This is a genomic window from Pseudomonas sp. A39, assembly GCF_058145955.1.
On sequence record NZ_JBYVMD010000024.1, the window covers coordinates 23,593 to 50,591 of the forward strand.

At 61.6% G+C, this 26,999-nt stretch carries 26 protein-coding genes; 9 read left to right on the plus strand and 17 right to left on the minus strand.

The window, feature by feature from the left end; translation table 11 throughout:
* Positions 1–228: 228 nt before the first annotated feature.
* Together AC3ZU9_RS18615 and AC3ZU9_RS18620 are read left to right on the plus strand one after the other, a co-directional pair.
* Positions 229–1,605 (plus strand): M91 family zinc metallopeptidase, encoded by a 1,377-nt coding sequence (locus AC3ZU9_RS18615; RefSeq protein ID WP_256581563.1) that lies wholly within the window; start codon positions 229–231, stop codon positions 1,603–1,605.
* A gap of 159 nt (positions 1,606–1,764) precedes the next feature.
* On the plus strand, positions 1,765–2,649 hold the full coding sequence (locus tag AC3ZU9_RS18620) for a polysaccharide deacetylase family protein (protein ID WP_046034484.1): 885 nt from the start codon (positions 1,765–1,767) through the stop codon (positions 2,647–2,649).
* Between the two features lie 39 nt (positions 2,650–2,688).
* On the opposite strand, the gene pcaC is transcribed toward AC3ZU9_RS18620, so the two are convergent.
* The 11 genes from pcaC to pcaR form a co-directional block, all read right to left on the minus strand.
* The gene (pcaC, locus tag AC3ZU9_RS18625; RefSeq protein WP_012722676.1) at positions 2,689–3,087 is read right to left on the minus strand and encodes a 4-carboxymuconolactone decarboxylase; all 399 of its coding nucleotides are present in this window, start codon (positions 3,085–3,087) and stop codon (positions 2,689–2,691) included.
* A gap of 55 nt (positions 3,088–3,142) precedes the next feature.
* Positions 3,143–3,934, minus strand: a complete 792-nt coding sequence (pcaD, locus tag AC3ZU9_RS18630) for a 3-oxoadipate enol-lactonase (protein WP_102061767.1) — start codon at positions 3,932–3,934, stop codon at positions 3,143–3,145.
* Between the two features lie 10 nt (positions 3,935–3,944).
* Complete coding sequence (locus tag AC3ZU9_RS18635) at positions 3,945–5,309, minus strand: 3-carboxy-cis,cis-muconate cycloisomerase (protein ID WP_012722674.1); 1,365 nt, start codon at positions 5,307–5,309, stop codon at positions 3,945–3,947.
* 10 nt (positions 5,310–5,319) lie between these two features.
* Entirely contained in the window at positions 5,320–6,615 is a 1,296-nt protein-coding gene (locus AC3ZU9_RS18640; protein ID WP_012722673.1) for an MFS family transporter, read from the minus strand.
* Positions 6,616–6,791: 176 nt separating this feature from the next.
* Positions 6,792–7,358, minus strand: coding sequence for a protocatechuate 3,4-dioxygenase subunit alpha (pcaG, locus tag AC3ZU9_RS18645; RefSeq protein ID WP_012722672.1), 567 nt, complete (start codon positions 7,356–7,358; stop codon positions 6,792–6,794).
* 1 nt (position 7,359) lies between these two features.
* Positions 7,360–8,064: a protocatechuate 3,4-dioxygenase subunit beta gene (pcaH, locus tag AC3ZU9_RS18650; RefSeq protein ID WP_012722671.1), complete on the minus strand. Its 705-nt coding sequence runs from the start codon at positions 8,062–8,064 to the stop codon at positions 7,360–7,362.
* Positions 8,065–8,081: 17 nt separating this feature from the next.
* A complete protein-coding gene (gene pcaF, locus AC3ZU9_RS18655) occupies positions 8,082–9,284 on the minus strand; it encodes a 3-oxoadipyl-CoA thiolase (RefSeq protein ID WP_173390398.1) in 1,203 nt (400 codons plus the stop codon).
* The gene (locus tag AC3ZU9_RS18660) at positions 9,281–10,063 is read right to left on the minus strand and encodes a CoA-transferase subunit beta (protein WP_012722669.1); all 783 of its coding nucleotides are present in this window, start codon (positions 10,061–10,063) and stop codon (positions 9,281–9,283) included. The genes pcaF and AC3ZU9_RS18660 overlap by 4 nt, the downstream gene beginning before the upstream one ends.
* Positions 10,060–10,917 carry a CoA transferase subunit A gene (locus AC3ZU9_RS18665; RefSeq protein ID WP_490091162.1) on the minus strand — a complete coding sequence of 286 codons (858 nt, stop codon included), beginning with the start codon at positions 10,915–10,917 and terminating at the stop codon, positions 10,060–10,062. Before AC3ZU9_RS18665 ends, AC3ZU9_RS18660 begins: the two co-directional genes overlap by 4 nt.
* 268 nt (positions 10,918–11,185) lie before the next feature.
* A complete protein-coding gene (gene pcaK, locus AC3ZU9_RS18670) occupies positions 11,186–12,526 on the minus strand; it encodes a 4-hydroxybenzoate transporter PcaK (RefSeq protein ID WP_012722668.1) in 1,341 nt (446 codons plus the stop codon).
* A gap of 145 nt (positions 12,527–12,671) precedes the next feature.
* Positions 12,672–13,514 (minus strand): pca regulon transcriptional regulator PcaR, encoded by an 843-nt coding sequence (gene pcaR, locus AC3ZU9_RS18675; RefSeq protein ID WP_012722667.1) that lies wholly within the window; start codon positions 13,512–13,514, stop codon positions 12,672–12,674.
* 554 nt (positions 13,515–14,068) lie between these two features.
* Between pcaR and AC3ZU9_RS18680 the strand changes: the two genes are divergently transcribed.
* The gene (locus AC3ZU9_RS18680) at positions 14,069–14,269 is read left to right on the plus strand and encodes a hypothetical protein (protein WP_043204933.1); all 201 of its coding nucleotides are present in this window, start codon (positions 14,069–14,071) and stop codon (positions 14,267–14,269) included.
* Between the two features lie 313 nt (positions 14,270–14,582).
* A complete protein-coding gene (locus tag AC3ZU9_RS18685) occupies positions 14,583–16,058 on the plus strand; it encodes an inorganic phosphate transporter (RefSeq protein WP_012722665.1) in 1,476 nt (491 codons plus the stop codon).
* Positions 16,059–16,223: 165 nt separating this feature from the next.
* Here the strand turns inward: AC3ZU9_RS18685 and ccoM (AC3ZU9_RS18690) are convergent, their stop codons facing one another.
* Together ccoM (AC3ZU9_RS18690) and AC3ZU9_RS18695 are read right to left on the minus strand one after the other, a co-directional pair.
* Positions 16,224–16,340, minus strand: a complete 117-nt coding sequence (gene ccoM / locus AC3ZU9_RS18690; RefSeq protein ID WP_010212341.1) for a cytochrome c oxidase subunit CcoM — start codon at positions 16,338–16,340, stop codon at positions 16,224–16,226.
* Between the two features lie 143 nt (positions 16,341–16,483).
* Positions 16,484–16,645 (minus strand): hypothetical protein, encoded by a 162-nt coding sequence (locus tag AC3ZU9_RS18695; RefSeq protein WP_017137225.1) that lies wholly within the window; start codon positions 16,643–16,645, stop codon positions 16,484–16,486.
* Between the two features lie 130 nt (positions 16,646–16,775).
* On the opposite strand from AC3ZU9_RS18695, the gene AC3ZU9_RS18700 reads away from it, so the two are divergent.
* The 3 genes from AC3ZU9_RS18700 to AC3ZU9_RS18710 all read left to right on the plus strand — a co-directional run bounded on the left by AC3ZU9_RS18700 (position 16,776) and on the right by AC3ZU9_RS18710 (position 19,381).
* A complete protein-coding gene (locus AC3ZU9_RS18700; RefSeq protein ID WP_012722663.1) occupies positions 16,776–17,642 on the plus strand; it encodes a LysR substrate-binding domain-containing protein in 867 nt (288 codons plus the stop codon).
* Positions 17,643–17,732: 90 nt separating this feature from the next.
* The gene (locus tag AC3ZU9_RS18705; RefSeq protein WP_490091163.1) at positions 17,733–18,203 is read left to right on the plus strand and encodes a RidA family protein; all 471 of its coding nucleotides are present in this window, start codon (positions 17,733–17,735) and stop codon (positions 18,201–18,203) included.
* Positions 18,200–19,381, plus strand: a complete 1,182-nt coding sequence (locus AC3ZU9_RS18710; RefSeq protein WP_012722661.1) for an aminotransferase class V-fold PLP-dependent enzyme — start codon at positions 18,200–18,202, stop codon at positions 19,379–19,381. The genes AC3ZU9_RS18705 and AC3ZU9_RS18710 overlap by 4 nt, the downstream gene beginning before the upstream one ends.
* Here the strand turns inward: AC3ZU9_RS18710 and AC3ZU9_RS18715 are convergent.
* Positions 19,378–19,719: a hypothetical protein gene (locus tag AC3ZU9_RS18715; RefSeq protein WP_043204931.1), complete on the minus strand. Its 342-nt coding sequence runs from the start codon at positions 19,717–19,719 to the stop codon at positions 19,378–19,380. The two genes, AC3ZU9_RS18710 and AC3ZU9_RS18715, sit on opposite strands and share 4 nt — an antisense overlap.
* A gap of 219 nt (positions 19,720–19,938) precedes the next feature.
* Between AC3ZU9_RS18715 and rapA (AC3ZU9_RS18720) the strand changes: the two genes are divergently transcribed.
* Positions 19,939–22,785, plus strand: coding sequence for an RNA polymerase-associated protein RapA (gene rapA, locus AC3ZU9_RS18720; RefSeq protein ID WP_490091164.1), 2,847 nt, complete (start codon positions 19,939–19,941; stop codon positions 22,783–22,785).
* A 243-nt stretch (positions 22,786–23,028) separates the two neighbouring features.
* On the opposite strand, the gene ccoM (AC3ZU9_RS18725) is transcribed toward rapA (AC3ZU9_RS18720), so the two are convergent.
* The 3 genes from ccoM (AC3ZU9_RS18725) to AC3ZU9_RS18735 all read right to left on the minus strand — a co-directional run bounded on the left by ccoM (AC3ZU9_RS18725) (position 23,029) and on the right by AC3ZU9_RS18735 (position 23,894).
* On the minus strand, positions 23,029–23,142 hold the full coding sequence (ccoM, locus tag AC3ZU9_RS18725) for a cytochrome c oxidase subunit CcoM (protein WP_010462558.1): 114 nt from the start codon (positions 23,140–23,142) through the stop codon (positions 23,029–23,031).
* Between the two features lie 144 nt (positions 23,143–23,286).
* Complete coding sequence (locus tag AC3ZU9_RS18730; RefSeq protein ID WP_007935839.1) at positions 23,287–23,448, minus strand: hypothetical protein; 162 nt, start codon at positions 23,446–23,448, stop codon at positions 23,287–23,289.
* A gap of 104 nt (positions 23,449–23,552) precedes the next feature.
* The gene (locus AC3ZU9_RS18735) at positions 23,553–23,894 is read right to left on the minus strand and encodes an aspartate-semialdehyde dehydrogenase (protein ID WP_305504967.1); all 342 of its coding nucleotides are present in this window, start codon (positions 23,892–23,894) and stop codon (positions 23,553–23,555) included.
* A gap of 229 nt (positions 23,895–24,123) precedes the next feature.
* Between AC3ZU9_RS18735 and rapA (AC3ZU9_RS18740) the strand changes: the two genes are divergently transcribed.
* Positions 24,124–26,970 carry an RNA polymerase-associated protein RapA gene (gene rapA, locus AC3ZU9_RS18740; RefSeq protein ID WP_490091165.1) on the plus strand — a complete coding sequence of 949 codons (2,847 nt, stop codon included), beginning with the start codon at positions 24,124–24,126 and terminating at the stop codon, positions 26,968–26,970.
* The last annotated feature ends 29 nt before the right edge of the window (positions 26,971–26,999 follow it).

The window sequence follows — 26,999 nt, forward strand, 5'->3', positions numbered from 1 at the left end:
GCCTCAATTGGAATAGGAACATTTACCTGTGCTCGCTCGACAGAAGGATAGGTGCGCCTGCGCGGTAAATGCTGGCGACAAAGATCACATAATCTGACAGAAAGGTGACCGTCCGTGAGCGCAATAAACCCACCTCAAAACCACTCTATGCCACCATCCCCCCACCCTTCTGCCAGCAATCACCCCTATGACCCCCCCGACGCACCCCGTACTCAAACCCAAAGAAAAATGCTGGTGGATGACGGCAACCTCCGCGCCGGCCAGCTGTTGACCCAGGGTCTCAAGAACCCTGAACGGCCAGAAACGCTGGCTAACATTTTGTACCTCGAAACCGGCGAAAAATCGGACCAGATCCATATCAGCCAACGCCCTGACGGCCAGCTGTACGCGCAAGTGAACGGTCGCGACTACACCTTCAATACCGGTGACGGCCATTCAAACGTTCCGACCTTTCTCCACATCAAAACCGGGGCGGGTGACGACCGTATTACCATTGACCCCACTGTCACCGTGCCCGTGGAGATCGAAGCCGAAGACGGCGATGACGTTATCCAGGCAGGTGGCGGCAACACCAGCATCTATGGCGGGCGCGGCAATGACCATATCCGCCTTGGCAGCGGCATAGGCTATGCAGAAGGCAATGAGGGCGACGACACGATAATTGGAGGCACCGGCCACGCGGTCATGTACGGCAACAATGGCAACGATCGCCTGTACGCAAGCCACGGACCGAACAGTAAACACAGCCACCTCGATGGCGGTACGGGCGACGACAAGCTCTACGCGGGCGACGGGTATTCGGTACTCAATGGCGGCCAGGGTGACGACACGTTGGTTGGCTACACCCACACCACCTTCTACACCGGTGAGGGAAGCGACACAGTCGTGACCAACACCACTCAGGCACGTATCTATGCACAAGAGACGGATCGTCTGATCGGCACCCAAGGTTCAACTGTCACCTACGTGAAGCCTTCCGACGCGGGACAACTCGCCTTCGTCATCGACGGGGCACCCGATTTCATTCAGCGAGTCGAAGACGACCTGGCGCTGCTTCGCGCATCGCCCCAAGGGCAAAAAATGCTCGAGGCTTTGGACAAGGCCGCGGTGCAAAATGGTGCCCCCGTATACATTGTGCCATTCGCAGAGAGCAACGATTATTACGATTACTGGAACACTGATCTGCAAACATTGAAAGACGCTCATCAGCTTACCTGTGAGCCAAATGCCCCAATGTACGGTTTCATCAAGGACGGGGTAGCCGGCGCGCGCGCGAATAGAGCCACGATTTCCTACAACCCAGCTCATATCTACGAGGGCGGCGACCTGCTCTTGCCGCTGTTGCTCCTTTACCATGAGATGGCGCACGCCTGGAACGGCGCCAATGGCACATTCCTGCCAGGCCTGAGCGATCCGACCGCAGCGCATCCTGAGCTTCCCGGCCCACCCAACTCGGAACAGCAAGCCGTGGGCCTGGCAACCAATGCGCCGCCGTTCGACTTCGATAACGACCCCTCCACGCCTCCCACCTCGACCAACCCCGCGCCGTTTACTGAGAACTCGCTTAACCACGAAATGGGCACGCCATTGCGACAACGCTACTGACACCTGAAAGCGGGCTCACGCAGCGGCCCGCCCCGCCTTAAGACCAACGGCGGGATTTACCGATGATGACAGGCGCAATCATGCTGTATCGTGCACGCGCCCTTTACCCGGCACAGGGAACTTAGCGACACGGATGACCACCTTTTTACCCAGGCCGCCATGAAATACCTGATTGTCATTCTGTCGATTCTGCTCAGCGGTTGCATAAGCGCGCCCATCGCGCTTACCCCGCAGACCGCACAACGCCTGCAAAACCAGGCGCCGATCCGTTTCCTGCTGACCTTCGACGACGGTCCCAGCGCCTCGGGCTATAACAACCCGAGCCGCTCAGTTGTGGCTGACCTGGCGCAAAACCCCGTGCTGCCGGGGATCAAGGCGGTGTTCTTTTTGCAGACCGAAGCCTCACGCTCCGGCGGCAGTTCACGGGGCCACAAGACCATGCAGCGCGAGTATGCGGCCGGCCACATCCTGGCTTTCCACACCGCCACCGCGTTTCATACCAACCACCGCTGGCTGAGCAACGCTGAGCTGGAACGCACCCTCACCCAGGGCGCCGCCGACATTGCCGCGATCACGGGCTCACCGCCCGTACTGGTCCGACCGCCGTTCTGGAATTACGACCGCCGTACCTTCGCCGCTTACCAGCGTCATGGCATGCAGGTGTTGCTGACGGACTTGAGCGCCAATGACGGCAAGATCTGGGGCTTCAACGGCAGCCCCCGCCGCCGGGCCAACTTGTACCGGCAACTCTCGGTGGTGCGCGAGCGCATCGCCCTGGGGGAGTTGCCCACGGTGGACGGGGTGATACCCGTGGTGGTGACCTTCCACGACATCAACCGCTACACCGCCAGGCATATGCAGGAATATTTGCAGATCCTGCTGGACAGCGCGCGGATCAACGGCATGAAGACCGCCGTTGAACCGTTCTATACCAACACTGCGCAGCTTCAGCGCGCGGCGCTGGCGAGGACGGTAAAGGATGTCAGCGAGCCCGTGCATCTGCCGGGTGTGTGGAATTGGGTGTGGGACGCCGATTCTCACTGACGTCTGGAGCCCTCTCCCACAGGTTGACTGCACTTCAATTCAGTCTGGTTGGCGCGACTCGACGCCCAGCTCATCCCACACCGACTCCGCCAGGTGGAACGTGGCATTCGCCGCCGGAATCCCGCAGTAGATCGCGCTTTGCATCAACACTTCCTTGATCTCGGCGCGGGTCACGCCGTTGCTCGCGGCGGCGCGCAGGTGCAGCTTGAGTTCTTCGCTGCGGTTCATGCCGATCAGCATGGCGATGGTGATCAGGCTGCGGGTGTGCCGCGGCAGGCCGGGGCGGGTCCAGATATCACCCCAGGCGTGGCGGGTAATCATTTCCTGGAACTCGCTGTTGAACTCGGTCAGGGCGTTGAGGCTGCGGTCGACATGGGCGTCGCCCAGCACTTCGCGGCGCACCTGCAGGCCTTCGGCATAACGTTGTTTTTCGTCCAAAAAAAACTCTCCGTATTCAAATCGATTACTGGTGGTGAGCGCCCTCGCCACAGGTTTAGTGCGCCAGCAAAAATGCCAGCACACGGTCACTGAACGCCGCGCCGACCTGCACATTCGACAGGTGTGCCGCATAAAACTCGGCGTATTCGGCGCCCTGTACATGGTTCTGGATAAAGTGGCTGCCTGCAGGCGGGGTGACCGCATCTTCGGTGCCGGCGACCACCAGGGTCGGTACTTTGATCCGGGCCAATTGATCACGGTAATCCGCATCGCGCACCGCTGCGCAATTGGCGGCATAACCTTCGGGCGACGTCGCCGCGAGCATGTCGGTAATCTGCTTGGCCTGGTGCGGGTTGGCCGCCGCGAAATCGGCGGTGAACCAGCGTGCAATCGATGCATCGCGCAGCGCGACCATCGCCGCCGCGCCATCACGCAACACCGTTTCGATGCGCGGGTTCCACACCTCCGGCGTACCGATCTTGGCGGCGGTGTTGCACACCACCAGGCGCTGCAGACGCTCGCCGGCGTTGATGCCCAGCCATTGGCCGATCAGGCCGCCCATGGAAAGGCCGCAGAAATGCGCGCGTTGAATAGCCAGCGCATCCAGCAGCGCGAGCACATCGTGCCCCAGTTGCTCGATGCTGTAGGGCCCCGCCGTGACCAGGGATTTGCCATGGCCACGGGTGTCAAAACGCAACACGCGAAAATGCTTGATGAAGGCCGGGATCTGGATGTCCCACATATGCAGGTCGGTGCCCAACGAGTTGGACAGCACCAGCACTGGCGCATCCACGGGCCCATCCAATTGGTAATGCAGTTCGCCCTCGGCGAGTTGTACAAATGCCACAGCGGCCTCCTTAGGCGGTCAATGCAAAGTGTTCGGTCACAGCGCGGGTCACCCAGGTGTGCGCCTGGCCCAAGTAATGGGCCGGGTCGAGCAGGCGGTCCAGTTCGGCCGCCGACAGCTCGGCGGTGACCTGCGGTTCATCTGCCAGCACCGCGCGCAAATGGCGCCCATCGGCGACGGCGCGTTTGCAACATTGCTCCAGCAGATGGTGCGCCGTTTCGCGCCCCAGCCGTTGAGCGAGCACGATGCTGACGGCTTCGGCCAGCACCAGCCCTTGGGTCAGGTCGAGGTTTTGCGCCATGCGTTGCGGGTCGACTTCCAAGCCTTCGCTCACCAGCAAGGCCTGTTGCAACGCACCGGACACCAAGCGGCAAATCTCCGGCAGGGTTTCCCATTCGGCATGCCACAGGCCCAGGCTGCGCTCGTGCTCCTGGGGCATGGCACTGAACATCGTCGATACCAGGCCCGGCACACGGGTGGCGGTGCTGATCAGCACCGCCGCGCCCACCGGGTTACGTTTGTGCGGCATGGTGGACGAGCCGCCCTTGCCCGGCGCCGAAGGTTCGAAGACCTCTGCCGCTTCGGTCTGCATCAACAGGCTGATATCGCGCCCCAACTTGCCCAGGCTGCCCGCGATCAAACCGAGCACGCTGGCGAACTCCACCAGGCGATCGCGCTGGGTGTGCCAGGGTTGCTCGGGCAGGTTCAGTTGCAACTCCGCTGCCAGCGCCTCAGCCACCGGCATGGCCTGCTCGCCCAGCGCTGCCAGGGTGCCGGAGGCACCGCCGAATTGCAGCACCAGCAGGCGCGGTTTCAGCTCTGCCAGACGCTGGCGACTGCGGGTTACCGCCCCCAGCCACCCGGCGATTTTCATCCCCAGGGTGACCGGCGTCGCATGTTGCAGCCAGGTACGCCCAGCCAACGGCACACCCGCATAACGCTGGGCCTGGGCGGCAAGAATGTCGCCCAGGTGCGCCAGGTCCGCTTCGATCAGCGCCACCGCTCGCCGCAGTTGCAGTACCAGGCCGGTGTCCATCACATCCTGGCTGGTGGCGCCCAGGTGCACATAGCGTTCGGCCCCGGCATCTTCACTGGCAATCAACTTGCCCAGCGCCTTCACCAGTGGAATCGCCGAATTGCCCGCCGTTGCAATCGCCACGCCGAGGGCATCCACGTCATACAACGAGGCCAGGCACGCCTGGGCAATCGGTGCGACGGCGGCCTGGGGAATCAACCCGACCTGGGCCTGGGCCCGGGCCAACCCGGCTTCAAAATCCAGCATGCCCTGCAAGCGGCCCTGGTCGCAGAACACCTCGGCCATGCTGCCTGCCGTGAAGTAAGCGTCGAACAATTGATTGCTCGTGCGCAGTGTCATAGCTCATCCCTTACAGATCGTGGTGCAAGTACTCCGCCTGTTTCGGCAGACGCAAGCTGAACAGGAAGGCCACCGCCATCATGCCGGTGACGTACCAATAAAAGGTGTTTTCCATGCCCATGGACTTGAGGCCCAAGGCCACGTATTCCGCCGAACCGCCGAAGATCGCGTTGGCCACCGCGTACGCCAGGCCCACGCCCAGGGCGCGTACATGAGGCGGGAACATTTCCGCTTTCACCAGGCCGCTGATCGAGGTGTAGAAACTCACGATGGCCAGGGCCAGGGAGATCAACACAAAGGCCAGGAACGGGCTGGTCACGGTTTTCAGGGTGAGCAGGATCGGTACGGTGCACAGGGTGCCGAGAGCGCCGAACCAGAGCATCGAGTTACGGCGGCCGATCTTGTCCGAGAGCATGCCGAACAACGGCTGCATGCACATGTACACAAACAGCGCGCCGGTCATGATGTAGCTGGCGGTCTTGGCGTGCATCCCGGCGGTGTTCACCAGGTACTTCTGCATGTAAGTGGTGAAGGTGTAGAAAATCAGCGAGCCGCCGGCGGTGTAGCCGAGCACGGTGATGAACGCGGCCTTATGGTTGCGGAACAGCGCGGCAATGCTGCCGGCATCCTTGTCCTGGCGCATTTCCTTGCTGGTGGTTTCCTTCAAGGTGCGACGCAGCAGCAGGGAGATCACCGCCGCAATCGCGCCGATCACGAACGGGATCCGCCAGCCCCAGGCGCGCAATTCTTCTTCGGTGAGGATCTGTTGCAGGATCACCACCACCAGCACCGCCAGCAGTTGCCCGCCGATCAGCGTCACGTACTGGAACGACGCGAAGAAACCACGCTGGCCCTTGAGCGCGACTTCGCTCATGTAGGTCGCGGTGGTGCCGTATTCGCCCCCCACCGACAAACCCTGGAACAACCGCGCCACCAGCAGCAATGCCGGGGCCCAGGCGCCAATGTCTTTGTAGGTGGGCAGGAAGGCGATGACCAGGGAACCGGCGCACATCATCAGCACCGAGATCATCATGGAGTTCTTTCGCCCGTGCTTGTCGGCCACACGGCCAAACAGCCAGCCGCCGATGGGGCGCATCAGGAATCCGGCGGCGAACACGCCGGCGGTATTGAGCAGTTGCACCGTAGGGTCATCCGACGGGAAGAACGCCGGGGCAAAGTAAATGGCGCAGAAGGCGTAGACGTAGAAGTCGAACCATTCGACGAGGTTGCCGGAAGAAGCCCCGACAATCGCAAAAATCCGTTTGCTGCGTTCTTCTCCGGTGTAGTGACTGGTCGTTGTTGTCATGTGTTTTCACTCAGTGGGAACGGTTATAGCCTAGACATACTTTGCAATAACCTCGTTCCGCAAGCAGACTTTTGGGTAGGTAGTGCCTGAACCGGCCCCATCGGGGGCAAGCCCCTCCCACACCGCCTATCAAATGTGGGAGGGGGCTTGCCCCCGATGGGGCCCTGACAAACGACTCAGTAATCGAAGAACACCGTCTCCTTGTCTGTCCCTTGCAAAATCACATTCCACTGGTGCACACCGTCCGCATCCGTCTTGGCAATCAAAGTACCCCGCCGCTCTGCAGGCACACACGCCAGCAACGGGTCATCGCCATTCAAGGCCTCACCCTCGAAATAAATCCGCGTCAGCAGGTGCTTCACCAACCCACGGGCGAACACCAGCACCACCAAGTGCGGCGCCTGGGTGGTGCCCTTCAGGCCCGGCACGGCACCCGGCTTGATGGTGGTAAAGCGAAACCGCCCTTCAGCGTCCACCGGCACCCGTCCGAAACCTTCGAAATTGGGGTCCAGCGCTTTGTCCTGGTCGTCTTCCGGATGGTCGTACTTGCCGGCGGCGTTGGCCTGCCAGACTTCGAGCATGGCGTCGTTGACGACATCGCCGTTGCCATCCACCACTTGCCCGCTGATCGCCACGCGCTCGCCGAGGGTGGCGGCGACGGTCAGGTCTTCACGGTTCAGCCAAGTCAGGCCGATGTGGTAATACGGCCCGACGGTGTGGGACGTGGTCGCGTTGAGTGTCATCTCATTTCTCCATCGGCGTGGCGTCGCGGCCGCGCAGGACGATGTCCCAGCGGTAGCCGAGCGCATAGGAAGGAATGGTTTTTTCCAGGTCGAAACGGGCGATCAAGCGTTCCTTGGCGCGGGTATCGGGTACGCAGTTGTAGATCGGGTCGTATTCCAGCAGCGGGTCGCCGGGGAAGTACATCTGCGTCACCAACCGCGTCAGCACGCTCGGGCCGAACAGCGAAAAGTGGATATGCGCCGGGCGCCACGCATTGTGGTGGTTGCCCCACGGGTAGGCGCCGGGCTTGATGGTCTGGAACTGGTACCAGCCCTCGGCGTCGGTGACGGTGCGGCCGGTGCCGGTGAAGTTCGGGTCCAGTGGCGCGTCGTGCAGGTCGCGCTTGTGGTTGTAGCGGCCGGCGGCGTTGGCCTGCCAGATTTCCACGAGGATGCCAGGCACCGGCAGGCCGTTTTCATCGAGCACACGGCCATGAATGATGATGCGCTCGCCCTGAGGCTCGCCTTCATGCTGGGCGGTGAGGTCGTTGTCCTTCGGGTCGACACGTTCGGCGCCGATGGTCGGGCCGGTGATTTCCGATAAGGAATGGGGCAGGAACACCAACGGTTTGGACGGCGAACGCAGGTTCGTCGACTGGTAGGCCGGGTGCAGGTAATCCGGTTGAGTGCCCGCTTGCGGGCGCCGGTATCCGGGCTTGTCACTCATGGAGCAATCCTCTCTTATTAGATGCGTTCAATCGCCAGGGCCAGGCCTTGGCCTACCCCCACGCACATGGTCGCCAGGCCTTTACGGCCGCCGGTTTTCTCAAGTTGATGCAGGGCCGTCAGCACCAGCCGCGCGCCGCTCATGCCCAGCGGGTGGCCGAGGGCGATGGCGCCGCCGTTCGGGTTGACCTGGGGAGCGTCGTCGGCGATACCCAGTTCGCGCAGCACCGCCAAGCCTTGGCTGGCGAAGGCTTCGTTCAGTTCGATGACGTCAAAATCAGTGACCGCCAGGCCCAGACGCTCCACCAGTTTGCGCACCGCGGGCACCGGACCGATGCCCATCACACGCGGTGCAACACCGGCGCTGGCCATGCCCAATACGCGGGCGCGTGCGGTCAGCCCGTGTTTCTTGACGGCCTCGGCGGAGGCCAGGATCAGCGCTGCCGCACCGTCATTCACACCCGAAGCGTTGCCGGCGGTGACGGTCTTGTCCGGGCCATTGACCGGTTTGAGTTTGGCCAAGGCTTCCAGGGTGGTGTCCCGTGGGTGCTCATCGTGTTCCACCACGGTTTCGCCTTTTTTATGGGCGACCCGCACCGGTACGATTTCTTCGGCGAAAAAGCCGGCGGCCTGGGCCGCAGCGGTGCGTTGCTGGCTGCGCAGGGCAAAGGCGTCCTGGTCGGCGCGGGACACCTTGTAATCGTCGGCGACGTTGTCAGCGGTCTGCGGCATCGCATCCACGCCGTACTGCTCTTTCATCAAGGGGTTGATAAAACGCCAGCCGATGGTGGTGTCTTCCAGCTTCATGTTGCGCGAGAACGCCGCATCGGCCTTGCCCATGACGAAGGGCGCACGGGACATCGACTCGACGCCACCGGCAATCGCCAGTTCCATTTCGCCGCTGGCAATCGCCCGGAAAGCCGTGCCGATCGCGTCCATGCCCGAGGCGCACAAGCGGTTGAGGGTCACGCCCGGAACGCTGTCCGGCAAGCCCGCCAGCAACAGCGCCATGCGCGCCACGTTGCGGTTGTCTTCACCGGCCTGGTTGGCGCAGCCGAGGAACACTTCATCGACCGCATTCCAGTCCACCGACGGGTTGCGTTCGATCAGCGCCTTGATCGGCAGCGCGGCCAAGTCATCGGCACGCACGCTGGACAGGCCACCCCCGAAACGGCCGATGGGGGTACGAATGGCATCACAGATAAAGACATCGCGCATCAGGCTTCTCCCGGTGCTTGGCCATGGGCGGCCGCGGTGCGTGCTTCAAGGTCACGCAGCGCAGTCAGTTCAACATCCGTCGGTTCGGCGGTGGTGTCGACCTGATCGGCAAAACGAATGGCCCAACCGGTGGCAGCCACCACTTGCTCACGGGTGACGCCAGGGTGCAGCGCGGTGACCACGAACTCATGGGTGCCCGCTTCCGGCTCCATGATGCACAGGTCGGTAATAATCCCTACAGGCCCGGCGCCCGGCAGGCCCAGGCGTTTACGCGAGTCGCCGCCTTCGCCGTGGCCGACCGAGGTGATGAAGTCCAGCTTGTCCACAAACGAACGCGACGACTGCTTGAGGATGATCAGCACGCTCTTGGCCGAACCGGCGATCTCCGGCGCACCGCCAGCACCCGGCAGGCGCACTTTGGGTTGGTGATAGTCACCGACCACTGTGGTGTTGATGTTGCCGAAACGATCGACCTGGGCCGCGCCAAGAAAGCCGACGTCAATGCGTCCACCCTGCAGCCAGTAGCGAAAGATCTCACCAGTGGGCACTACGGTGTCCGCGGTTTCCGCCAGCTCGCCATCGCCGATGGACAGCGGCAGCACCGAGGGCTTGGCGCCAATCGGGCCGGACTCATAGATCAGTACCACATCCGGCGACGAGGTCAGGCGCGCCAGGTTGGCCGCCTTGGACGGCAGGCCGATGCCGACGAAGCAGACGGAGCCGTTCTTGAGGCGGCGCGCGGCGGCGACGGTCATCATTTCATTGGTCGAGTAAGCCATCACTTGGCCTCCTGCGCGGTGGCCAGTTTGGCCTGGAATTCGGTGAAGTCGGCAGTGCCGTGGATGTATTCATTGATCCACGCGGTAAAGGTCCCACGGTCGCGGGCGATCGGGTCCCACGCCTGGTAGAAGCGATTGTCGCGTTCGTTATAGCCGTGGGCGTAGGACGGATGCGCGCCTCCCGGTACGTGGCACACCGCAGTCAGGGCCCAGGTCGGCAGCACGCAGCTGTTCATCGGTGCATTGAGGTCATCGACGATTTCTTCGACGGTGACGATGCAGCGCTTGGCCGCCAGGGCCGCCTCCTTCTGTACGCCAAGGATGCCCCAGAGCAACACGTTGCCTTTGCGGTCGGCCTTTTGTGCGTGGATCACGGTGACGTCCGGACGCACCGACGGCACCGCCGCCAGCACTTCACCGGTGAACGGGCAGGTCACGGTCTTGATCAGCGGGTTGACCTTGGGCAGGTCGGAACCGGCGTAGGCGCGCAGTACCGCGAACGGCAGGCCCGAGGCACCCGCGACGTAGGCATTGGCCAGGTCGGCATGGCTGTGCTCTTCAATTTCCAACGGTTGCGGCCATTGCTTCTCGACCGCGTCGCGCAGGCGATGCAGGGAGCCCACACCCGGGTTGCCGCCCCAGGAGAAAACCAGCTTGCGGGCGCAGCCGGCACCGATCAACTGGTCGTAGATCAGGTCAGGCGTCATACGCACCAGCGTCAGGTCTTTCTTGCCCTGACGAATGATTTCATGACCCGCTGCCGTAGGGATCAGATGGGTAAAGCCTTCCAGAGCGACGGTATCGCCGTCGTTCACAAATTGCTTCACCGCGTCACGCAGCGCGAGGATTTCAGCCATGGGGTTCGGGCTCCCGGTGTGGATCGAAAAAGGCGCTGAGGTGGCGCCGAAGTGCTTGAAGATTAAGCCGGGGAAACGGGCCAAACAATCCGATAATCGACTCAGCGTTCGATTATCGAACGAATTGTTGTCTAGCTAATCAGTCAGGCAAACTCAATCAATGTGGGAGGGGGCTTGCCCCCGAAAGCGATATATCAGCCACAGATGCATTGGCTGCCCCCCCTGCTATCGGGGGCAGGTCCTCTTCCACCGTTAAGCGTGCCAGGCGTCAGGTAGCGTCAGCGTGGCTGACCATGCCTTTGATCACGACAGCGGCCGTGGCCAACGCGGCGGGAATCACCAACGCCGTGAGCACCTGCTCGAAGTTCCAGCCCAGTCCCAGCAAGGTCGCGCCCATCCATGCCCCCAGGATCGCGCCGAAGCGACCGATGCCGAGCATCCACGACACGCCGGTGGCGCGGCCTTGGGTCGGGTAGAAGCGTGCGGCCAGGGAAGGCATCGCCGATTGCGCACCGTTGACACACATGCCGGCGATCAGCACCAGGGTGGCAAGCAAGGTGATATTGCCCAGGCTCTGCCCCACCGCATAGGCAAACACCCCGGCCAACAGGTAGAACGTGCCGATGACCTTGTGCGGGTTGAATCGGTCCATCGCCCACCCCACACCCACTGCACTCAACACACCACCGAACTGGAACAATGCGCCGATAAATGCCGCCTGCTCCATGCTGGCGCCGCTGTCGCGCATCAGGGTCGGCAGCCAACTGGTGAGCAGGTAAACGATCACCAGGCCCATGAAGTAGGTCAGCCACAACAGCAAGGTGCCGGCACTGTAGGTACCGGAAAAGATCACCGCGAATACGTTACGGGCCTTGACGGTTTTCTGCTCGGGCACGCTGAAATGGGTGGCCTGGGCGACGATGGAGGGCTCGATGGGTGACAGGGTTTTGCGCACCTTGTCGGTCCCCCGATTGCGCACCACCAGGTAACGCGCCGATTCGGGCAGCCACACCAGCAACACCAACGCCAGGATCAATGGCAGAACGCCGCCGATCAGCAGCAGGCTGTGCCAGCCGAACGCCGGGATCAGCTTGGCCGAGATGAACCCGCCGCCGGCCATGCCCAGGTTGAAGCCGCAGAACATGCTGGTCACCAGCAACGACTTGTGACGTTCCGGGGTGTATTCGGACAGCAGGGTCGTAGCATTCGGCATGCCGGCGCCCAGGCCCAGCCCGGTGAGAAAGCGCAGCACCAGCAACTGATCGACGTTACTGCTGTAGGCCGACGCCAGGCTGAACGCGCCAAACACCAGCACCGCCCCCACCAGCACCACTTTGCGCCCGAAACGATCCGCCAGCGGGCCGGAGCCCAGTGCGCCGAACACCATGCCGATCAATGCGGCGCTCATCACCGGGCCGAGGCTGGCGCGGTCGATGCCCCAGTCCTGGGACAATGCAGGCGCGATAAAGCCCATGGCGGCGGTGTCGAGGCCATCAAGGAAAACAATCAGGAAACACAGGATCACCACGCGCCACTGATAACGTGACAGAGGCTGGGTATTGATGAAGGACTGGACGTCCAACGGAGTACCGACAGAGGGCTGATTCATTATTTTTATTTCCACACCGATGGCGGGCTGACGACCTGGGGCCGTCGTTATTATTCGGCGCCCCTTCGAGCGCTGCCGCACATTAATAAGCCAGGGGAAACACCGTCAATTCATCAACCCGGGTTCTGTGCGGTCACCGAACAGCTTAGGCAAACAGCTGCGCACTCAACTCGCGGCTGGCACTGAGCATGCTCGGCAGGAAGCGCTGTTCCAGCTCACTGCGGCTGACACGCCCGGCATGGGTGCTGACGTTCAGCGCGGCCAACACCTGGCCCGACGCGTCGTAGACCGGCACCGCAATGGAACGCAGGCCCTGCTCCAGTTCCTGGTCGACGATGCACCAGCCCTGTTGACGCACTTGTTGCAGGCATTCGAACAGCGCCTCGGGCGTCGTGAGGGTGCGGCTGGTCTTGGTTTGCAGGTCGGCGTGGTCGAGGTAGTCCTGCAACGAGGCATCGTCCAACGCCGCGAGCAAAATGCGGCCCATGGAGGTGCAATAGGCCGGCAGCCGCCCTCCCACCGACAGGTCCACGGAAATCAGGCGCTGGGTAGTGGCCGAACGGGCGATATAGAGGATGTCGTCACCTTCGAGTGTCGCCATGTTGCAGGCTTCGTGGAGCTGCTCGCTCATGCGATCCAGGTAGGGCTGGGCCGACACCGCCAGCGGTGTGGACGACAGGTAGGCATGGCCCAGGGTCAGGACTTTGGGCAAAAGCGAATAGGTCCGCCCGTCGGTGGTGGCGTAACCGAGCTTGATCAAGGTGTGCAGGCAACGGCGCACGGCGGCGCGGGGGATTTCCGTTCGGTGGCTGATCTGGGCGATGGTGAGGTGACGCTTGCGTTCCTGGAACGCCTGCACCACGGCCAGGCCACGGGCCAGCGACGTCATGAAGTCCGGATCACCGGTAAACGCTTGGATACGCTTGGCCGGAGAGGCAACGATCGGCGGCGCCGCTGACGCGAAAGAGTTGCGCAATTGATCGTTCATGTCGGGATCCTTTCTCTTATTGTCGACCGCTGGGGTGGTTAGATGGCTATTACAAGCCGCGTCAGCCGGCCTGCACAAGACAGTGCCGATAACATTGTGCGATTATCGGACGATCATTCGATTATCGCAATTTTATGGCACCCAGCCATACCAGGCTGCAGGGCTGCAGTGACATTAAAAGAGCGGCGAACATAATGCCTGAACTTAGGTGGAATTTATGACGCCAGAATTTGCGCAATTACCGGCGCGTCCGTGTAACAAAACGCTCACACAAAGTTGACGGTTTTTAACTTTATGCCGATAGTGTTATTCAAATGCATCGCTATAATGCACTCTATGCGCAGGTTCGCCCGGTTTGCAGTATCGGAACCGGCGCCCTGCACAGGCCGTGCATTATCGGTCGCAACTATCTGTCTCGAATGTCTGCACTAAACAAGTGCCGCCCCTGCAGGGTCCAAAGTTGAACGTTTCCACGGGTCAACTTGAAACACCCCGAGGGCGCATTCCGGCATAACGCTGCAACGTATTTACACTCAACTCAATTAGGTAACGATGTGACGAAAGATGAACTGCGCGCGGAACTTGAGCGCCAGGAGCAACGTTACAAGGACGTTTACGGCGGGGAAGTCACCACCTACGCCGCCCAGCCTGAACCTGAACGCAAACCATGGCGCAAACGAGCCAGCCTGCTCGACCAGGCATTTGCCCAGGAAATCCAAAAGATTGAACAGGAACTCAAATCCGAAGAGCCATAAGCGATTCGGTTTGACCCCAAGGTTATGGTCTTGACTGCTGGCACATAGCTAGCAGTCAGCCACCCTGCATCCCACCACTAACAGTAAAATTTCATACAAATGTTTCTGGCGTGACGATTTTGTGACAATCACCCGCCCTGCGGGCCCTCTGCTTTATAAATCAAAGACTTGCCAAAGCCCCGAAAACCCTGGGATGCACCCCTTTCCCGAGGTTTTTTTCAGGGAAGATGCTTACCGATGAGCAGCTAGTGCATCGATTACTGAGGTTTTCTGGCATAATCGCGCCCCCTTACGACCGGGTCAGAAAACCTTCATGATCGATTTATTCAGCGGACTGGATGCTTGGGTTCTCGTGAGCCTGCTGCTCGCCCTGGCCTTTGTCCTCGCCTTCGAGTTCATCAATGGCTTTCATGACACCGCTAACGCGGTGGCCACAGTCATCTATACCAAAGCCATGCCGCCGCACCTGGCCGTGTTCTTCTCCGGGGTGTTCAACTTCCTCGGCGTATTGCTCGGTGGTGTCGGTGTCGCCTACGCCATCGTGCATTTGCTGCCGGTGGAGTTGCTGATCAATGTGAACACCGGCCATGGCTTGGCGATGGTCTTCTCTTTATTGGCTGCGGCGATCACCTGGAACCTGGGCACCTGGTACTTCGGTATCCCAGCCTCCAGCTCCCACACCCTGATCGGCTCGATCCTCGGTGTCGGCCTGGCCAACGCCCTGATCAACGACATCCCCCTGGCTGACGGTGTGAACTGGCAGAAAGCGGTGGATATCGGCGCATCGCTGGTGTTCTCGCCGATGGCCGGCTTCCTGGTCGCAGCCCTGGTGCTGCTCGGCCTGAAGTGGTGGCGTCCGCTGTCCAAGATGCACAAGACCCCGGACCAGCGCCGCAAGCTTGATGACAAGAAGCACCCGCCGTTCTGGAACCGCCTGGTCCTGGTGATTTCCGCCATGGCCGTGAGTTTCGTGCACGGCTCCAACGACGGTCAGAAAGGCATCGGCCTGATCATGCTGGTGCTGATCGGTATCGTGCCGGCGCAGTTCGTACTCGACCTGGGCAGCACCACCTACCAGATCGAGCGTACCCGCGACGCCACCTTGCACCTGAACCAGTTCTACCAGCGCAACCATGAGACCCTGGGTGAATTCCTGGCCTTGGGCAAAAGCGTGAAGGACGACCTGCCGGGCAAATTCCGTTGCAACCCGCAACAGACCGAGCCGACCATCAATGCGTTGCTGGGTACGTTGAAAGGTGTCTCCGACTACCATTCGCTGACGGCCGATCACCGTATCGAAGTACGCCGCTACCTGCTCTGCCTGGACGACACCGCGAAGAAAGTCGGCAAATTGCCAGGCCTGCCGGCACGTGAGAAGTCCGACCTCGACAAGTTGCGCAAAGACCTGACCGCCACCACCGAATACGCACCGTTCTGGGTAATCCTCGCCGTCGCACTGGCCTTGGGCCTGGGCACCATGGTGGGCTGGAAGCGTGTGGTACTGACCATCGGCGAGAAGATCGGCAAGCAGGGCATGACCTATGCCCAAGGCATGTCGGCGCAGATCACCACTGCGACCATGATTGGCTTTGCCAATATCTTCGCACTGCCGGTGTCCACCACCCACGTGCTGTCGTCGGGTGTGGCCGGTACCATGGTCGCCAATAAAAGCGGCCTGCAAGGCGGCACCGTTAAAACGATCCTGATGGCCTGGGTGCTGACCCTGCCAGCCACCGTGGCCCTATCGGCCGGGTTGTTCTGGTTGGCGTCCAAGGCACTCGGCAGCTGATAGCCGCCTGCACAAAAAAAGGTGCGATCCGCGAGGTTCGCACCTTTTTTATTGCCCAATTCCAAACCCACCTATTGTCCCTGTGTTGATTATCAAATCGCAGGCAAAAAAAGGGCGACCGAAGTCGCCCAAAATGCCTTGCGTGCTCATGTAACCCGGAAAAACCTATGGTTTTTTACGCTTGTTCGCGTCTTTCCAGATAAAAATTCCAAACCCTACAAAAAACATCACCATGAGGCTCACAGTCAGCACTCCGGCAAACACCACATTATCGATAAACATGACCGGCCTCCTGCACTTGCCCTGTTGCGATAGGGCTAAGTTAATGCAGAAGGCGGATTGGAAAATTGACGGGGATCAATGTCGCCCACGACGGAGCGTAAAGAAGGGCAATAACTGACCTGCATCAATGGATGCAGGCTGTTTCAACGCTTTTTCGGCTTGTTCTTCGGTTTCTTCTTCACTTTACCCAGCGGCATTGCCTGTTCGAAGGCCTGGCGCACTTCATTCAGGCGCTTGTCATTGAGGTCATGCACGCGCTTGGCGCGTTCGGCATTCAGGTCGATCAGCTTGTCGTCTTCACTCATGGCTTGGCTTACGTCGTGGAGGGAATGGCCCAATAATGCGGCCTCCCCCGCCCAACGGCAAATCAGCCAGCGACAAAAGGCAGGCCATCGCCCAAAATCGCTACTTTTCCAGACCCGGAGACGCACCCAGGTGGCACTGCACAAGGACCTTCCGCCGTTGCTGGCCCTGCGCGCCTTCGAAGCCGTGGCGCGGCATTTGAGTTTTATCAAGGCCGCGAACGAGTTGTCGGTGACCCAGAGTGCCCTGAGTCACCAGGTGCAGAAACTTGAGCAGTACTTGGATAAACCGCTGTTTATCCGACGCACGCGCGCGATCGACCTGACCGCCGACGGCCAACAGTACTACGACGAAATCCGCCCGGCGCTCGACGCCATCGCCGCGGCCACCCGCGCCCAACGGGCCACCCCCAGCGCCAGCGTGTTACGCATCGGCTTGCTGGCGTCCTTCGCCACCTTGTGGCTGGCGCCGCGTCTGGCTGGGTTCCTCAATCGCTACCCCCCTATCCAGGTGGAGCTATTGCCGGCCATTCAACTCGCGAACGTCGCTGGCGCTGAGGTCGACCTGGCCATCCGCTATGGCAAGGGTGATTGGCCCGACGTGCAGGCCACGCGACTGATGCCGGAAGTCATCTCCCCGGTGTGCAGCCCTGCGTTCAAGGTACGGCAGGACAGCCCGCTGCTGATGGCGACGTCGCACCGCCCTTTTGAATGGACCGATTGGTCCGAGCACTACCAGGTCGACCTCGCCCACCATCCCCGCGTGATGCTGCACGACTACAACATCGTGGTCGAAGCCGCCGTGGCCGGCCAAGGCATCGCCATGGGCCGTCATCGCCTGATCGAACGCAGGCTGCAGGACGGCAGCCTGGTAGAAGCGTTCGATTGGCCGCCCTACCACAGTGACATCGGTTACTGGCTCATTGCCCCTCAAGGTCCCGCCAGTGAAGCTGCCGCGTGTTTCAGCCAGTGGTTGAAGGAAGCCTGCGCCGACGCGTGAGTTATTTCGATAGGTCGCGTGAGATCTATCCGTTTGTCGCCCTTCGAGACAGCCAACATGCTGAAACCTCTTGAACCCAGAGGATTGATCATGAGCGACTCCCTCCGCCAACGCGTGCACGCCCTCGGCCTCGCACTGCCTACGCCCAGCCAGCCGATTGCCAATTACATCAACCACGTCGTCAGCCAGAACCACCTGTTTGTCTCCGGTCAGATTCCGCTGGTGGACGGCAAACCGGCCTACGTCGGCCGGTTGGGCGAGTCCATCAGCGATGAGGAAGGCGTACACGCGGCAGAACTCGCGGCCCTGGGCCTGCTGGGGCAGTTGAGCGATGCCCTCGGTGATGACCTCTCACGACTGGTACGCACCGTGCGCCTGGGGGTGTTTATCGCCAGCGGCGGTGACTTCAAGCAACAGAGCGTGGTCGCCAACGGCGCCTCTAACTTGCTGGTCAACGCCCTTGGCGAAAAGGGCCGGCATGTGCGCACCGCCGTGGGCGTTTCCAGCCTGCCGGCCGGCGTGGCGGTGGAGGTCGATGCCATTTTCGAGCTGCACCCATGAGCCCGCTCGACGTTCAGCACTTGCGGGACAACACGCCTGGTTGCCAGTCCGGCATCGTGCACTTCAACCACGCCGGTGCCTCGCTGCCGAGCCAGGCGACTCTTGATGCGATCATCGAACACCTGCAACGGGAAGCCCGCGAGGGCCCAATGGAAGCCGGCGAGCATGGCGCCGTCTTGGTGGAAAAAGCCCGCCGTGCCGCCGCGCAACTGCTTAACGCCCCGGTCTCATCCATCGCGTTTGCCGGCAGTGGCTCGACCGCCTGGAGCATGGCGTTCCAAGCCTTGGGGCCCTGGCAGCCGGGCGATCGCATTCTGGTCGGCCGCCACGAATGGGGCGGTAACCTGGCCAGCATGGAAGGGGCGGTGCAAGCAGGCGCTCGGGTGGAGGTCATCCCCTGCGACGACAGCGGCGCAGTCTGCCCAGTGGCGCTGGAGTCGATGATCGACGCTCGCGTGAAGTTGATCGACCTCACCTGGCTCCCGGCCAACGGCGGCCTGATCAACCCCGCCCAGGCCATCGGCGAAGTGGCCAGGCGTCACGCCATCCCCTACTTCATCGACGCCGGCCAAGCCGTCGGCCAACTGCCGGTGGATGTGCAAGCGCTGCACTGTGACGTGCTCAAGTCAGCCGGGCGCAAACACCTGCGTGGGCCACGAGGCACCGCGCTGTTGTATGTGCGACCGGCTTTTCTTGAGCGCTTGAACCCTGTTCAGCGTGACGTGTTTTCAGCGCCCTGGACCGCCCGGGGGTTCGACCTGCGCCAGGACGCACGGCGCTTTGAAACCAGCGAAACATCCTTCGCCTTGCTGGCGGGGCTGGGCAATGCGTTGCAAGAGATGAACGGGCTGGGAATCGAGCGCCTATGGGAAAGGGTTTCGCAGACCAGCGAGCGAATCCGCGAAGCGTTGCGTGGGGTTCCGGGCATTACCCTGCACGACCTGGGCACTCGCCAGTCAGGCTTGATCGCCTTCAACCTGGCGGGTTGGGACGCCTTTGAACTCAAGCGGCGCCTGGGGTTGAAGCGCATCAACATCGGGGCCAACGGTGTCGCCTACACGCCGCTGGATATGCAGGCGCGGGGCCTTGAAAGCGTGGCGCGCATTTCTGTCAGCCCGCTCAATACCGAACACGAGATCGAGGTGCTGATAACGGCCCTGCGGGCACTGCACGACTAAACCTCGACGTCCACCCACAGGCCTTGGCGTGGCGCATCTTCGATCAGCGGTATCACCGGCACCGTATTGTCGGCGTTGAGCACATCCCCCGGAATGGCCAGGTGCTGCTCCGGGTCGTCCTCGGCTTCACGCCGGCGTTTCTGTTGTTCCTGCTGGCGACGTTGTTCTTCACGCAGCAAAAACGTCGACGTCTCGGCATCGCCCTTTTTCAGGTCGATGGTGCTTTCGTTGGAGCCCGGTTGCACTGGCACCACGGGCGGGATATCCGGCTTCTGACGTACCGGATCGAGTTGTGACGTGACCGGCACAACGCTGACGGGCAGCATGGGTGGCAGCATAGTGATTATTCTCCTGATCAACAGGCTGTCGGCGGGTTGCAGGGTGACTTGAGCGCAAGCTCGCCAACCTGTGACCCAGTCGACACTCGCAAGTGCCCGCCACCCGTCGATTCAGCTTCCGATGTGCCACCCCCAGGGAGTAGTTTTTGTCAGAGTCCTTGGGCGTGGGGGCTTGTTCCGTTAAGATAGTCGGCTTTTTCACGGCGGGAGTCAGGCAGCATGGCGCAGCAGTATCAACCGGGGCAACGCTGGATTAGTGACAGCGAAGCAGAGCTGGGGTTAGGCACCGTTCTGGCACAGGACGGCCGCTTGTTGACCGTGCTCTATCCGGCCACTGGCGACACCCGCCAGTATGCGCTACGGAATGCGCCCCTCACCCGCGTGAGGTTCTCGCCGGGTGACTCCATCACCCATTTCGAAGGCTGGAAAATGACCGTGCAGGAAGTCGACGATGTCGACGGCCTGCTGGTGTACCACGGCCTCAATGGGCAGCACGAGCAGGTCACCCTGCCGGAAACCCAACTGTCCAACTTCATTCAGTTCCGCCTGGCCAGCGACCGCCTGTTCGCCGGGCAGATCGACCCGCTGGCCTGGTTCTCGCTGCGTTACCACACGCTGGAACACACCAGCCGCCAATTGCAGTCTTCGTTGTGGGGCCTGGGTGGCGTGCGTGCGCAACCTATCGCTCACCAATTGCACATCGCCCGTGAAGTCGCTGACCGTATCGCGCCACGGGTATTGCTGGCTGACGAAGTCGGCTTGGGCAAGACCATCGAAGCCGGCCTGGTGATCCATCGCCAATTGCTGTCGGGCCGCGCCAGCCGCGTGTTGATCCTGGTACCGGAAAACCTGCAGCACCAGTGGCTGGTGGAAATGCGCCGCCGCTTCAACCTGCAGGTCGCGCTGTTCGATGAAGAGCGCTTTATCGAAAGCGATGCGACCAACCCGTTCGAAGACACCCAGTTGGCCCTGGTGGCCCTGGAATGGCTGGTCGACGACGAAAAGGCCCAGGACGCGCTGTTCGCGGCCGGTTGGGACCTGTTGGTGGTCGACGAAGCCCACCACTTGGTGTGGCATGAAGACAAAGCCAGCGCCGAATATTCGCTGGTCGAACAACTCGCCGAAGTGATTCCCGGCGTGCTGCTGCTCACCGCCACCCCCGAGCAACTCGGCCAGGACAGCCACTTCGCGCGCCTGCGCCTGCTCGACCCGAACCGTTTCCACGACCTGCACGCCTTCCGCGCCGAGAGCGAGAACTATCGCCCGGTGGCCGAAGCCGTGCAGGAGTTGCTCGACAAGGGCCGCTTGTCCCCCAAGGCCCACGAGACTATCCAGGGTTTCCTCGGCAATGAAGGCGAAGCACTGCTGACCGCCGTCAACGATGGTGACACCGAAGCCAGCGCGCGCCTGGTGCGTGAGCTGCTCGACCGCCACGGCACCGGCCGCGTGCTGTTCCGTAACACCCGCGCCGCCGTGCAAGGCTTCCCGGAGCGCAAGCTGCACGCCTACCCGTTGCCGAACCCGGACGAGTACATGGAGTTGCCGCTGGGCGAACACGCCGAGCTGTACCCGGAAGTCAGCTTCCAGTCGCAGCCGGATGTTGAAGAAGAACACCGCTGGTGGCGCTTCGACCCACGGGTCGAGTGGCTGATCGACCAGCTGAAAATGCTCAAGCGCACCAAGGTCCTGGTGATCTGCGCCCACGCTGAAACCGCCATGGACCTGGAAGACGCCCTGCGCGTACGTTCCGGCATCCCGGCCACGGTGTTCCACGAGGGCATGAACATCCTCGAGCGTGACCGCGCCGCCGCCTACTTCGCCGATGAAGAGTTCGGCGCCCAGGTGCTGATCTGCTCGGAAATCGGCAGTGAAGGCCGTAACTTCCAGTTCTCCCACCACTTGGTGCTGTTCGACCTGCCGTCCCACCCCGACCTGCTGGAACAGCGGATCGGCCGTCTGGACCGGATCGGCCAGAAACACGTGATCGAACTGCACGTGCCGTACCTGGAAACCAGCCCGCAAGAGCGCCTGTTCCAGTGGTACCACGAAGCGCTGAACGCGTTCCTCAACACCTGCCCGACCGGCAACGCCTTGCAGCATCAGTTCGGTCCACGCCTGCTGCCGCTGCTGGAAAACGCCGACGACGGCGAGTGGCAAGCCCTGATCGACGAGGCCCGTGCCGAGCGCGAGCGTCTGGAACAGGAGCTGCACACCGGCCGCGACCGTCTGCTGGAGCTCAACTCCGGCGGCGCAGGCGAAGGTGATGCGCTGGTGGAAGACATCCTCGAGCAAGACGATCAGTTCGCCCTGCCGATCTACATGGAAACCCTGTTCGACGCATTCGGCATCGACAGTGAAGACCATTCGGAAAACGCGCTGATCCTCAAGCCCAGCGAAAAAATGCTCGACGCCAGCTTCCCCCTGGGCGACGACGAAGGCGTGACCATCACCTACGACCGTAACCAGGCACTGTCGCGCGAAGACATGCAGTTCATCACCTGGGAACACCCGATGGTGCAGGGCGGCATGGACCTGGTGCTGTCCGGTTCAATGGGCAACACCGCCGTGGCGTTGATCAAGAACAAGGCGCTCAAGCCGGGCACCGTGTTGCTGGAACTGCTCTACGTCAGCGAAGTGGTTGCCCCGCGCTCGCTGCAACTGGGCCGCTACCTGCCACCGGCCGCCCTGCGCTGCCTGCTCGACGCCAACGGCAACGACCTGTCGACCCGGGTGTCGTTCGAAACCCTGAACGATCAACTGGAAAGCGTACCCCGCGCCAGCGCCAACAAGTTCATCCAGGCCCAGCGCGACCAGCTGACGCCACGGATCAACGCCGGCGAAGAGAAAATCACCCCGCGTCACGCCGAGCGCGTCGCCGAGGCACAACGTCGCCTGGCGGCGGATACCGACGAAGAACTGGCACGCCTGACCGCCTTGCAAGCGGTCAACCCGACCGTGCGCGACAGCGAACTGGTTGCCCTGCGCAAGCAACGTGAGCAAGGCCTGGCCATGCTCGACAAAGCCGCGCTGCGACTGGAAGCGATCCGGGTGTTGGTGGCGGGTTAAGTCCCTTCTGCTCCACCGCTATAAAAAAGAAGGCCCGCAGTGATGCGGGCCTTTTTTTGTCTACTGATCGTTCCCACGCTCCGCGTGGGAATGCAGCCCGGGACGCTCTGCGTCCCTTTCAAGAGCTGGAACGCGGAGCGTCCCTTGAGGCATTCCTTTGCTGCGCGTGGGAACGATCGCACAAAAAAAAAGGGCGACCGAAGTCGCCCAAAATGCCTTGCGTGCTCATTGCTCCAGAAAGACCTACGGTTTGCGCTTATGCGAATCCTTCCAGATAAAAAATCCAAACCCTGCAAAAAACAGAACCATGAGGCCGACTGTCAGCACTCCGGCGATCACCACGTTGTCGAAAAACATGACTAGCCTCCTGCACTTGCCCTGTTGCGATGGGGCTAAGTTAACCAATCAGGCAGGAGAGAAAATTGACCGGGATCAATGCCGCCCGAGACAGGCGTAAAAGGAAGGGAAATAACTGACCTGCATCAACCGATGCAGGGTGTTTCAACGCTTTTTCGGTTTGTTCTTCGGCTTTTTCTTCGCTTTGCCCAACGGCATCGCCTGCTCGAACGCCTGGCGTACTTCGTTCAGACGCTTTTCATTAAGGTCATGAACCCGCTTGGCGCGTTCAGAGTTGAGGTCGATCAGCTTGTCATCTTGGCTCATGGCGTTCAGTGCATCGCTTGGAAATGAATTCAACTGCCGGTAAAGGCGACAGGATTACGCCAATAATGCGGTCTGGCGCGGGCGCTGACCAGTGATCCGACACTTCATATCTCGATATCGACCCACAACCCCTGACGCGGCTGATCTTCCATCAACGGCACCACCGGCACGGTATTGTCGGCGTTGAGCTCATTACCGGGAATCGCCAGGTGCTCTTCAGGATCTTCATCGGCCTCACGACGGCGCCGCTCCCGTTCCTGCTGCCGACGCTGTTCCTCGCGCAGCTGCAGGCCCGCCTCTTCCGGGTCGCGTTTTTGCAGGTCGATGGTGCTTTCGTTGGAGCTTTCCTGCACCGCCACCACGGGCGGAATGTCCGGGCGCGGGCGAATCGGATCCTGCTGTGAAGTGATTGGTACGGCGCTCAAGGGGAGCATCGGTGGCAGCATATTATTAGTCTCCTGTCAGCAGGCTGTCGGCTGCGGGGATGGCGACTTGAGCCATCGGTCGCAAACTTGTGACCCGCCTGGCACCGTAGTAGCTGGTGCAGCCTGCGATCTTTTGATCTTCATCTCCCGAAAAGTTCGCATCCTCCCTCCGCGCACGCATGTAATCCTTTGGTCCTTAAGGCTCATTCCGTTAAGATAGCCCGCTTTTTCAAGGTGGGAGTCAGGCAGCATGGCGCAGCAGTATCAACCGGGGCAACGCTGGATCAGTGACAGCGAAGCCGAGCTGGGTTTGGGCACCGTTCTGGCACAGGACGGCCGCTTGTTGACCGTGCTCTACCCGGCCACTGGCGAGACTCGCCAGTACGCGCTACGGAATGCGCCCCTTACCCGCGTGCGGTTTTCGCCGGGTGACAGCATCACTCACTTCGAAGGCTGGAAACTGACCGTACAGGAGGTCGACGACGTCGATGGCCTGCTGGTCTACCACGGCCTCAACGCGCAGAACGAAGTGGTCACGCTGCCGGAAACCCAGCTGTCGAACTTCATTCAATTCCGTCTGGCCAGCGACCGTCTGTTCGCCGGGCAGATTGATCCGCTGGCCTGGTTCTCCCTGCGATACAACACCCTGGAACACACCAGCCGCCAATTGCAGTCCTCGCTCTGGGGCCTGGGCGGCGTGCGTGCGCAACCGATCGCGCACCAGCTGCACATTGCCCGTGAAGTCGCCGACCGCATCGCGCCGCGCGTTCTGCTGGCAGATGAAGTGGGCTTGGGCAAGACCATCGAAGCCGGCCTGGTGATCCATCGTCAACTGCTCTCGGGCCGCGCCAACCGCGTGTTGATCCTGGTGCCGGAAAACCTCCAGCACCAATGGCTGGTGGAGATGCGCCGCCGCTTCAACCTGCAAGTCGCGCTGTTCGACGAAGAACGCTTCATCGAAAGCGATGCCGCCAACCCGTTCGAAGACACCCAGCTTGCATTGGTTGCGCTCGAATGGCTGGTAGACGACGAAAAAGCCCAGGATGCGCTGTTCGCGGCCGGCTGGGATTTGCTGGTGGTCGACGAAGCGCACCACTTGGTATGGCATGAAGATCAGGTCAGCCCTCAGTACTCTCTGGTGGAGCAACTGGCCGAAGTCATTCCCGGCGTCTTGCTGCTGACCGCGACCCCTGAACAACTCGGTCAGGACAGCCACTTCGCTCGTCTACGCCTGCTCGACCCGAACCGTTTCCACGACCTGCACGCCTTCCGCGCCGAGAGCGAGAACTATCGCCCGGTGGCCGAAGCCGTGCAGGAGTTGCTCGACAAGGGCCGCTTGTCCCCCAAGGCCCACGAGACTATCCAGGGTTTCCTCGGCAATGAAGGCGAAGCACTGCTGACCGCCGTCAACGATGGTGACACCGAAGCCAGCGCGCGCCTGGTGCGTGAGCTGCTCGACCGCCACGGCACCGGCCGCGTGCTGTTCCGTAACACCCGCGCCGCCGTGCAAGGCTTCCCGGAGCGCAAGCTGCACGCCTACCCGTTGCCGAACCCGGACGAGTACATGGAGTTGCCGCTGGGCGAACACGCCGAGCTGTACCCGGAAGTCAGCTTCCAGTCGCAGCCGGATGTTGAAGAAGAACACCGCTGGTGGCGCTTCGACCCACGGGTCGAGTGGCTGATCGACCAGCTGAAAATGCTCAAGCGCACCAAGGTCCTGGTGATCTGCGCCCACGCTGAAACCGCCATGGACCTGGAAGACGCCCTGCGCGTACGTTCCGGCATCCCGGCCACGGTGTTCCACGAGGGCATGAACATCCTCGAGCGTGACCGCGCCGCCGCCTACTTCGCCGATGAAGAGTTCGGCGCCCAGGTGCTGATCTGCTCGGAAATCGGCAGTGAAGGCCGTAACTTCCAGTTCTCCCACCACTTGGTGCTGTTCGACCTGCCGTCCCACCCCGACCTGCTGGAACAGCGGATCGGCCGTCTGGACCGGATCGGCCAGAAACACGTGATCGAACTGCACGTGCCGTACCTGGAAACCAGCCCGCAAGAGCGCCTGTTCCAGTGGTACCACGAAGCGCTGAACGCGTTCCTCAACACCTGCCCGACCGGCAACGCCTTGCAGCATCAGTTCGGTCCACGCCTGCTGCCGCTGCTGGAAAACGCCGACGACGGCGAGTGGCAAGCCCTGATCGACGAGGCCCGTGCCGAGCGCGAGCGTCTGGAACAGGAGCTGCACACCGGCCGCGACCGTCTGCTGGAGCTCAACTCCGGCGGCGCAGGCGAAGGTGATGCGCTGGTGGAAGACATCCTCGAGCAAGACGATCAGTTCGCCCTGCCGATCTACATGGAAACCCTGTTCGACGCATTCGGCATCGACAGTGAAGACCATTCGGAAAACGCGCTGATCCTCAAGCCCAGCGAAAAAATGCTCGACGCCAGCTTCCCCCTGGGCGACGACGAAGGCGTGACCATCACCTACGACCGTAACCAGGCACTGTCGCGCGAAGACATGCAGTTCATCACCTGGGAACACCCGATGGTGCAGGGCGGCATGGACCTGGTGCTGTCCGGTTCAATGGGCAACACCGCCGTGGCGTTGATCAAGAACAAGGCGCTCAAGCCGGGCACCGTGTTGCTGGAACTGCTCTACGTCAGCGAAGTGGTTGCCCCGCGCTCGCTGCAACTGGGCCGCTACCTGCCACCGGCCGCCCTGCGCTGCCTGCTGGATGCCAATGGCAACGACCTGTCCGGCCGCGTGACCTTCGAAACCCTCAACGACCAGTTGGAAAGCGTGCCACGTGCCAGCGCCAACAAGTTCATCCAGGCCCAGCGCGACCAGCTGACGCCGCGGATCAACGCCGGTGAAGAGAAGATCACCCCACGCCACGCCGAGCGCGTAGCCGAGGCCAAACGCCGCCTGGCGGCAGACACCGACGAAGAACTGGCGCGCCTGACCGCGTTGCAAGCGGTGAACCCGACCGTACGCGACAGCGAGCTGGTTGCCCTGCGCACCCAACGCGAGCAAGGCCTGGCCATGCTGGATAAGGCGGCGCTGCGCTTGGAAGCGATTCGGGTTCTGGTCGCCGGTTAATAGCTACCTTCTTTCTTTGTCTTGAGGGC

Bases quoted from the DNA above. Each gene is read 5' to 3' on its own strand.
- AC3ZU9_RS18615 (WP_256581563.1), top strand. From the start codon at position 229: ATGCTGGTGGATGACGGCAACCTCCGCGCCGGCCAGCTGTTGACCCAG.
- AC3ZU9_RS18620 (WP_046034484.1), top strand. From the start codon at position 1,765: ATGAAATACCTGATTGTCATTCTGTCGATTCTGCTCAGCGGTTGCATA.
- AC3ZU9_RS18635 (WP_012722674.1), bottom strand. From the start codon at position 5,309: ATGACACTGCGCACGAGCAATCAATTGTTCGACGCTTACTTCACGGCA.
- AC3ZU9_RS18640 (WP_012722673.1), bottom strand. From the start codon at position 6,615: ATGACAACAACGACCAGTCACTACACCGGAGAAGAACGCAGCAAACGG.
- pcaG (WP_012722672.1), bottom strand. From the start codon at position 7,358: ATGACACTCAACGCGACCACGTCCCACACCGTCGGGCCGTATTACCAC.
- pcaH (WP_012722671.1), bottom strand. From the start codon at position 8,064: ATGAGTGACAAGCCCGGATACCGGCGCCCGCAAGCGGGCACTCAACCG.
- AC3ZU9_RS18665 (WP_490091162.1), bottom strand. From the start codon at position 10,917: ATGGCTGAAATCCTCGCGCTGCGTGACGCGGTGAAGCAATTTGTGAAC.
- pcaK (WP_012722668.1), bottom strand. From the start codon at position 12,526: ATGAATCAGCCCTCTGTCGGTACTCCGTTGGACGTCCAGTCCTTCATC.
- pcaR (WP_012722667.1), bottom strand. From the start codon at position 13,514: ATGAACGATCAATTGCGCAACTCTTTCGCGTCAGCGGCGCCGCCGATC.
- AC3ZU9_RS18685 (WP_012722665.1), top strand. From the start codon at position 14,583: ATGATCGATTTATTCAGCGGACTGGATGCTTGGGTTCTCGTGAGCCTG.
- ccoM (WP_010212341.1), bottom strand. From the start codon at position 16,340: ATGTTTATCGATAATGTGGTGTTTGCCGGAGTGCTGACTGTGAGCCTC.
- AC3ZU9_RS18695 (WP_017137225.1), bottom strand. From the start codon at position 16,645: ATGAGTGAAGACGACAAGCTGATCGACCTGAATGCCGAACGCGCCAAG.
- AC3ZU9_RS18705 (WP_490091163.1), top strand. From the start codon at position 17,733: ATGAGCGACTCCCTCCGCCAACGCGTGCACGCCCTCGGCCTCGCACTG.
- AC3ZU9_RS18710 (WP_012722661.1), top strand. From the start codon at position 18,200: ATGAGCCCGCTCGACGTTCAGCACTTGCGGGACAACACGCCTGGTTGC.
- AC3ZU9_RS18715 (WP_043204931.1), bottom strand. From the start codon at position 19,719: ATGCTGCCACCCATGCTGCCCGTCAGCGTTGTGCCGGTCACGTCACAA.
- rapA (WP_490091164.1), top strand. From the start codon at position 19,939: ATGGCGCAGCAGTATCAACCGGGGCAACGCTGGATTAGTGACAGCGAA.
- ccoM (WP_010462558.1), bottom strand. From the start codon at position 23,142: ATGTTTTTCGACAACGTGGTGATCGCCGGAGTGCTGACAGTCGGCCTC.
- AC3ZU9_RS18730 (WP_007935839.1), bottom strand. From the start codon at position 23,448: ATGAGCCAAGATGACAAGCTGATCGACCTCAACTCTGAACGCGCCAAG.
- AC3ZU9_RS18735 (WP_305504967.1), bottom strand. From the start codon at position 23,894: ATGCTGCCACCGATGCTCCCCTTGAGCGCCGTACCAATCACTTCACAG.
- rapA (WP_490091165.1), top strand. From the start codon at position 24,124: ATGGCGCAGCAGTATCAACCGGGGCAACGCTGGATCAGTGACAGCGAA.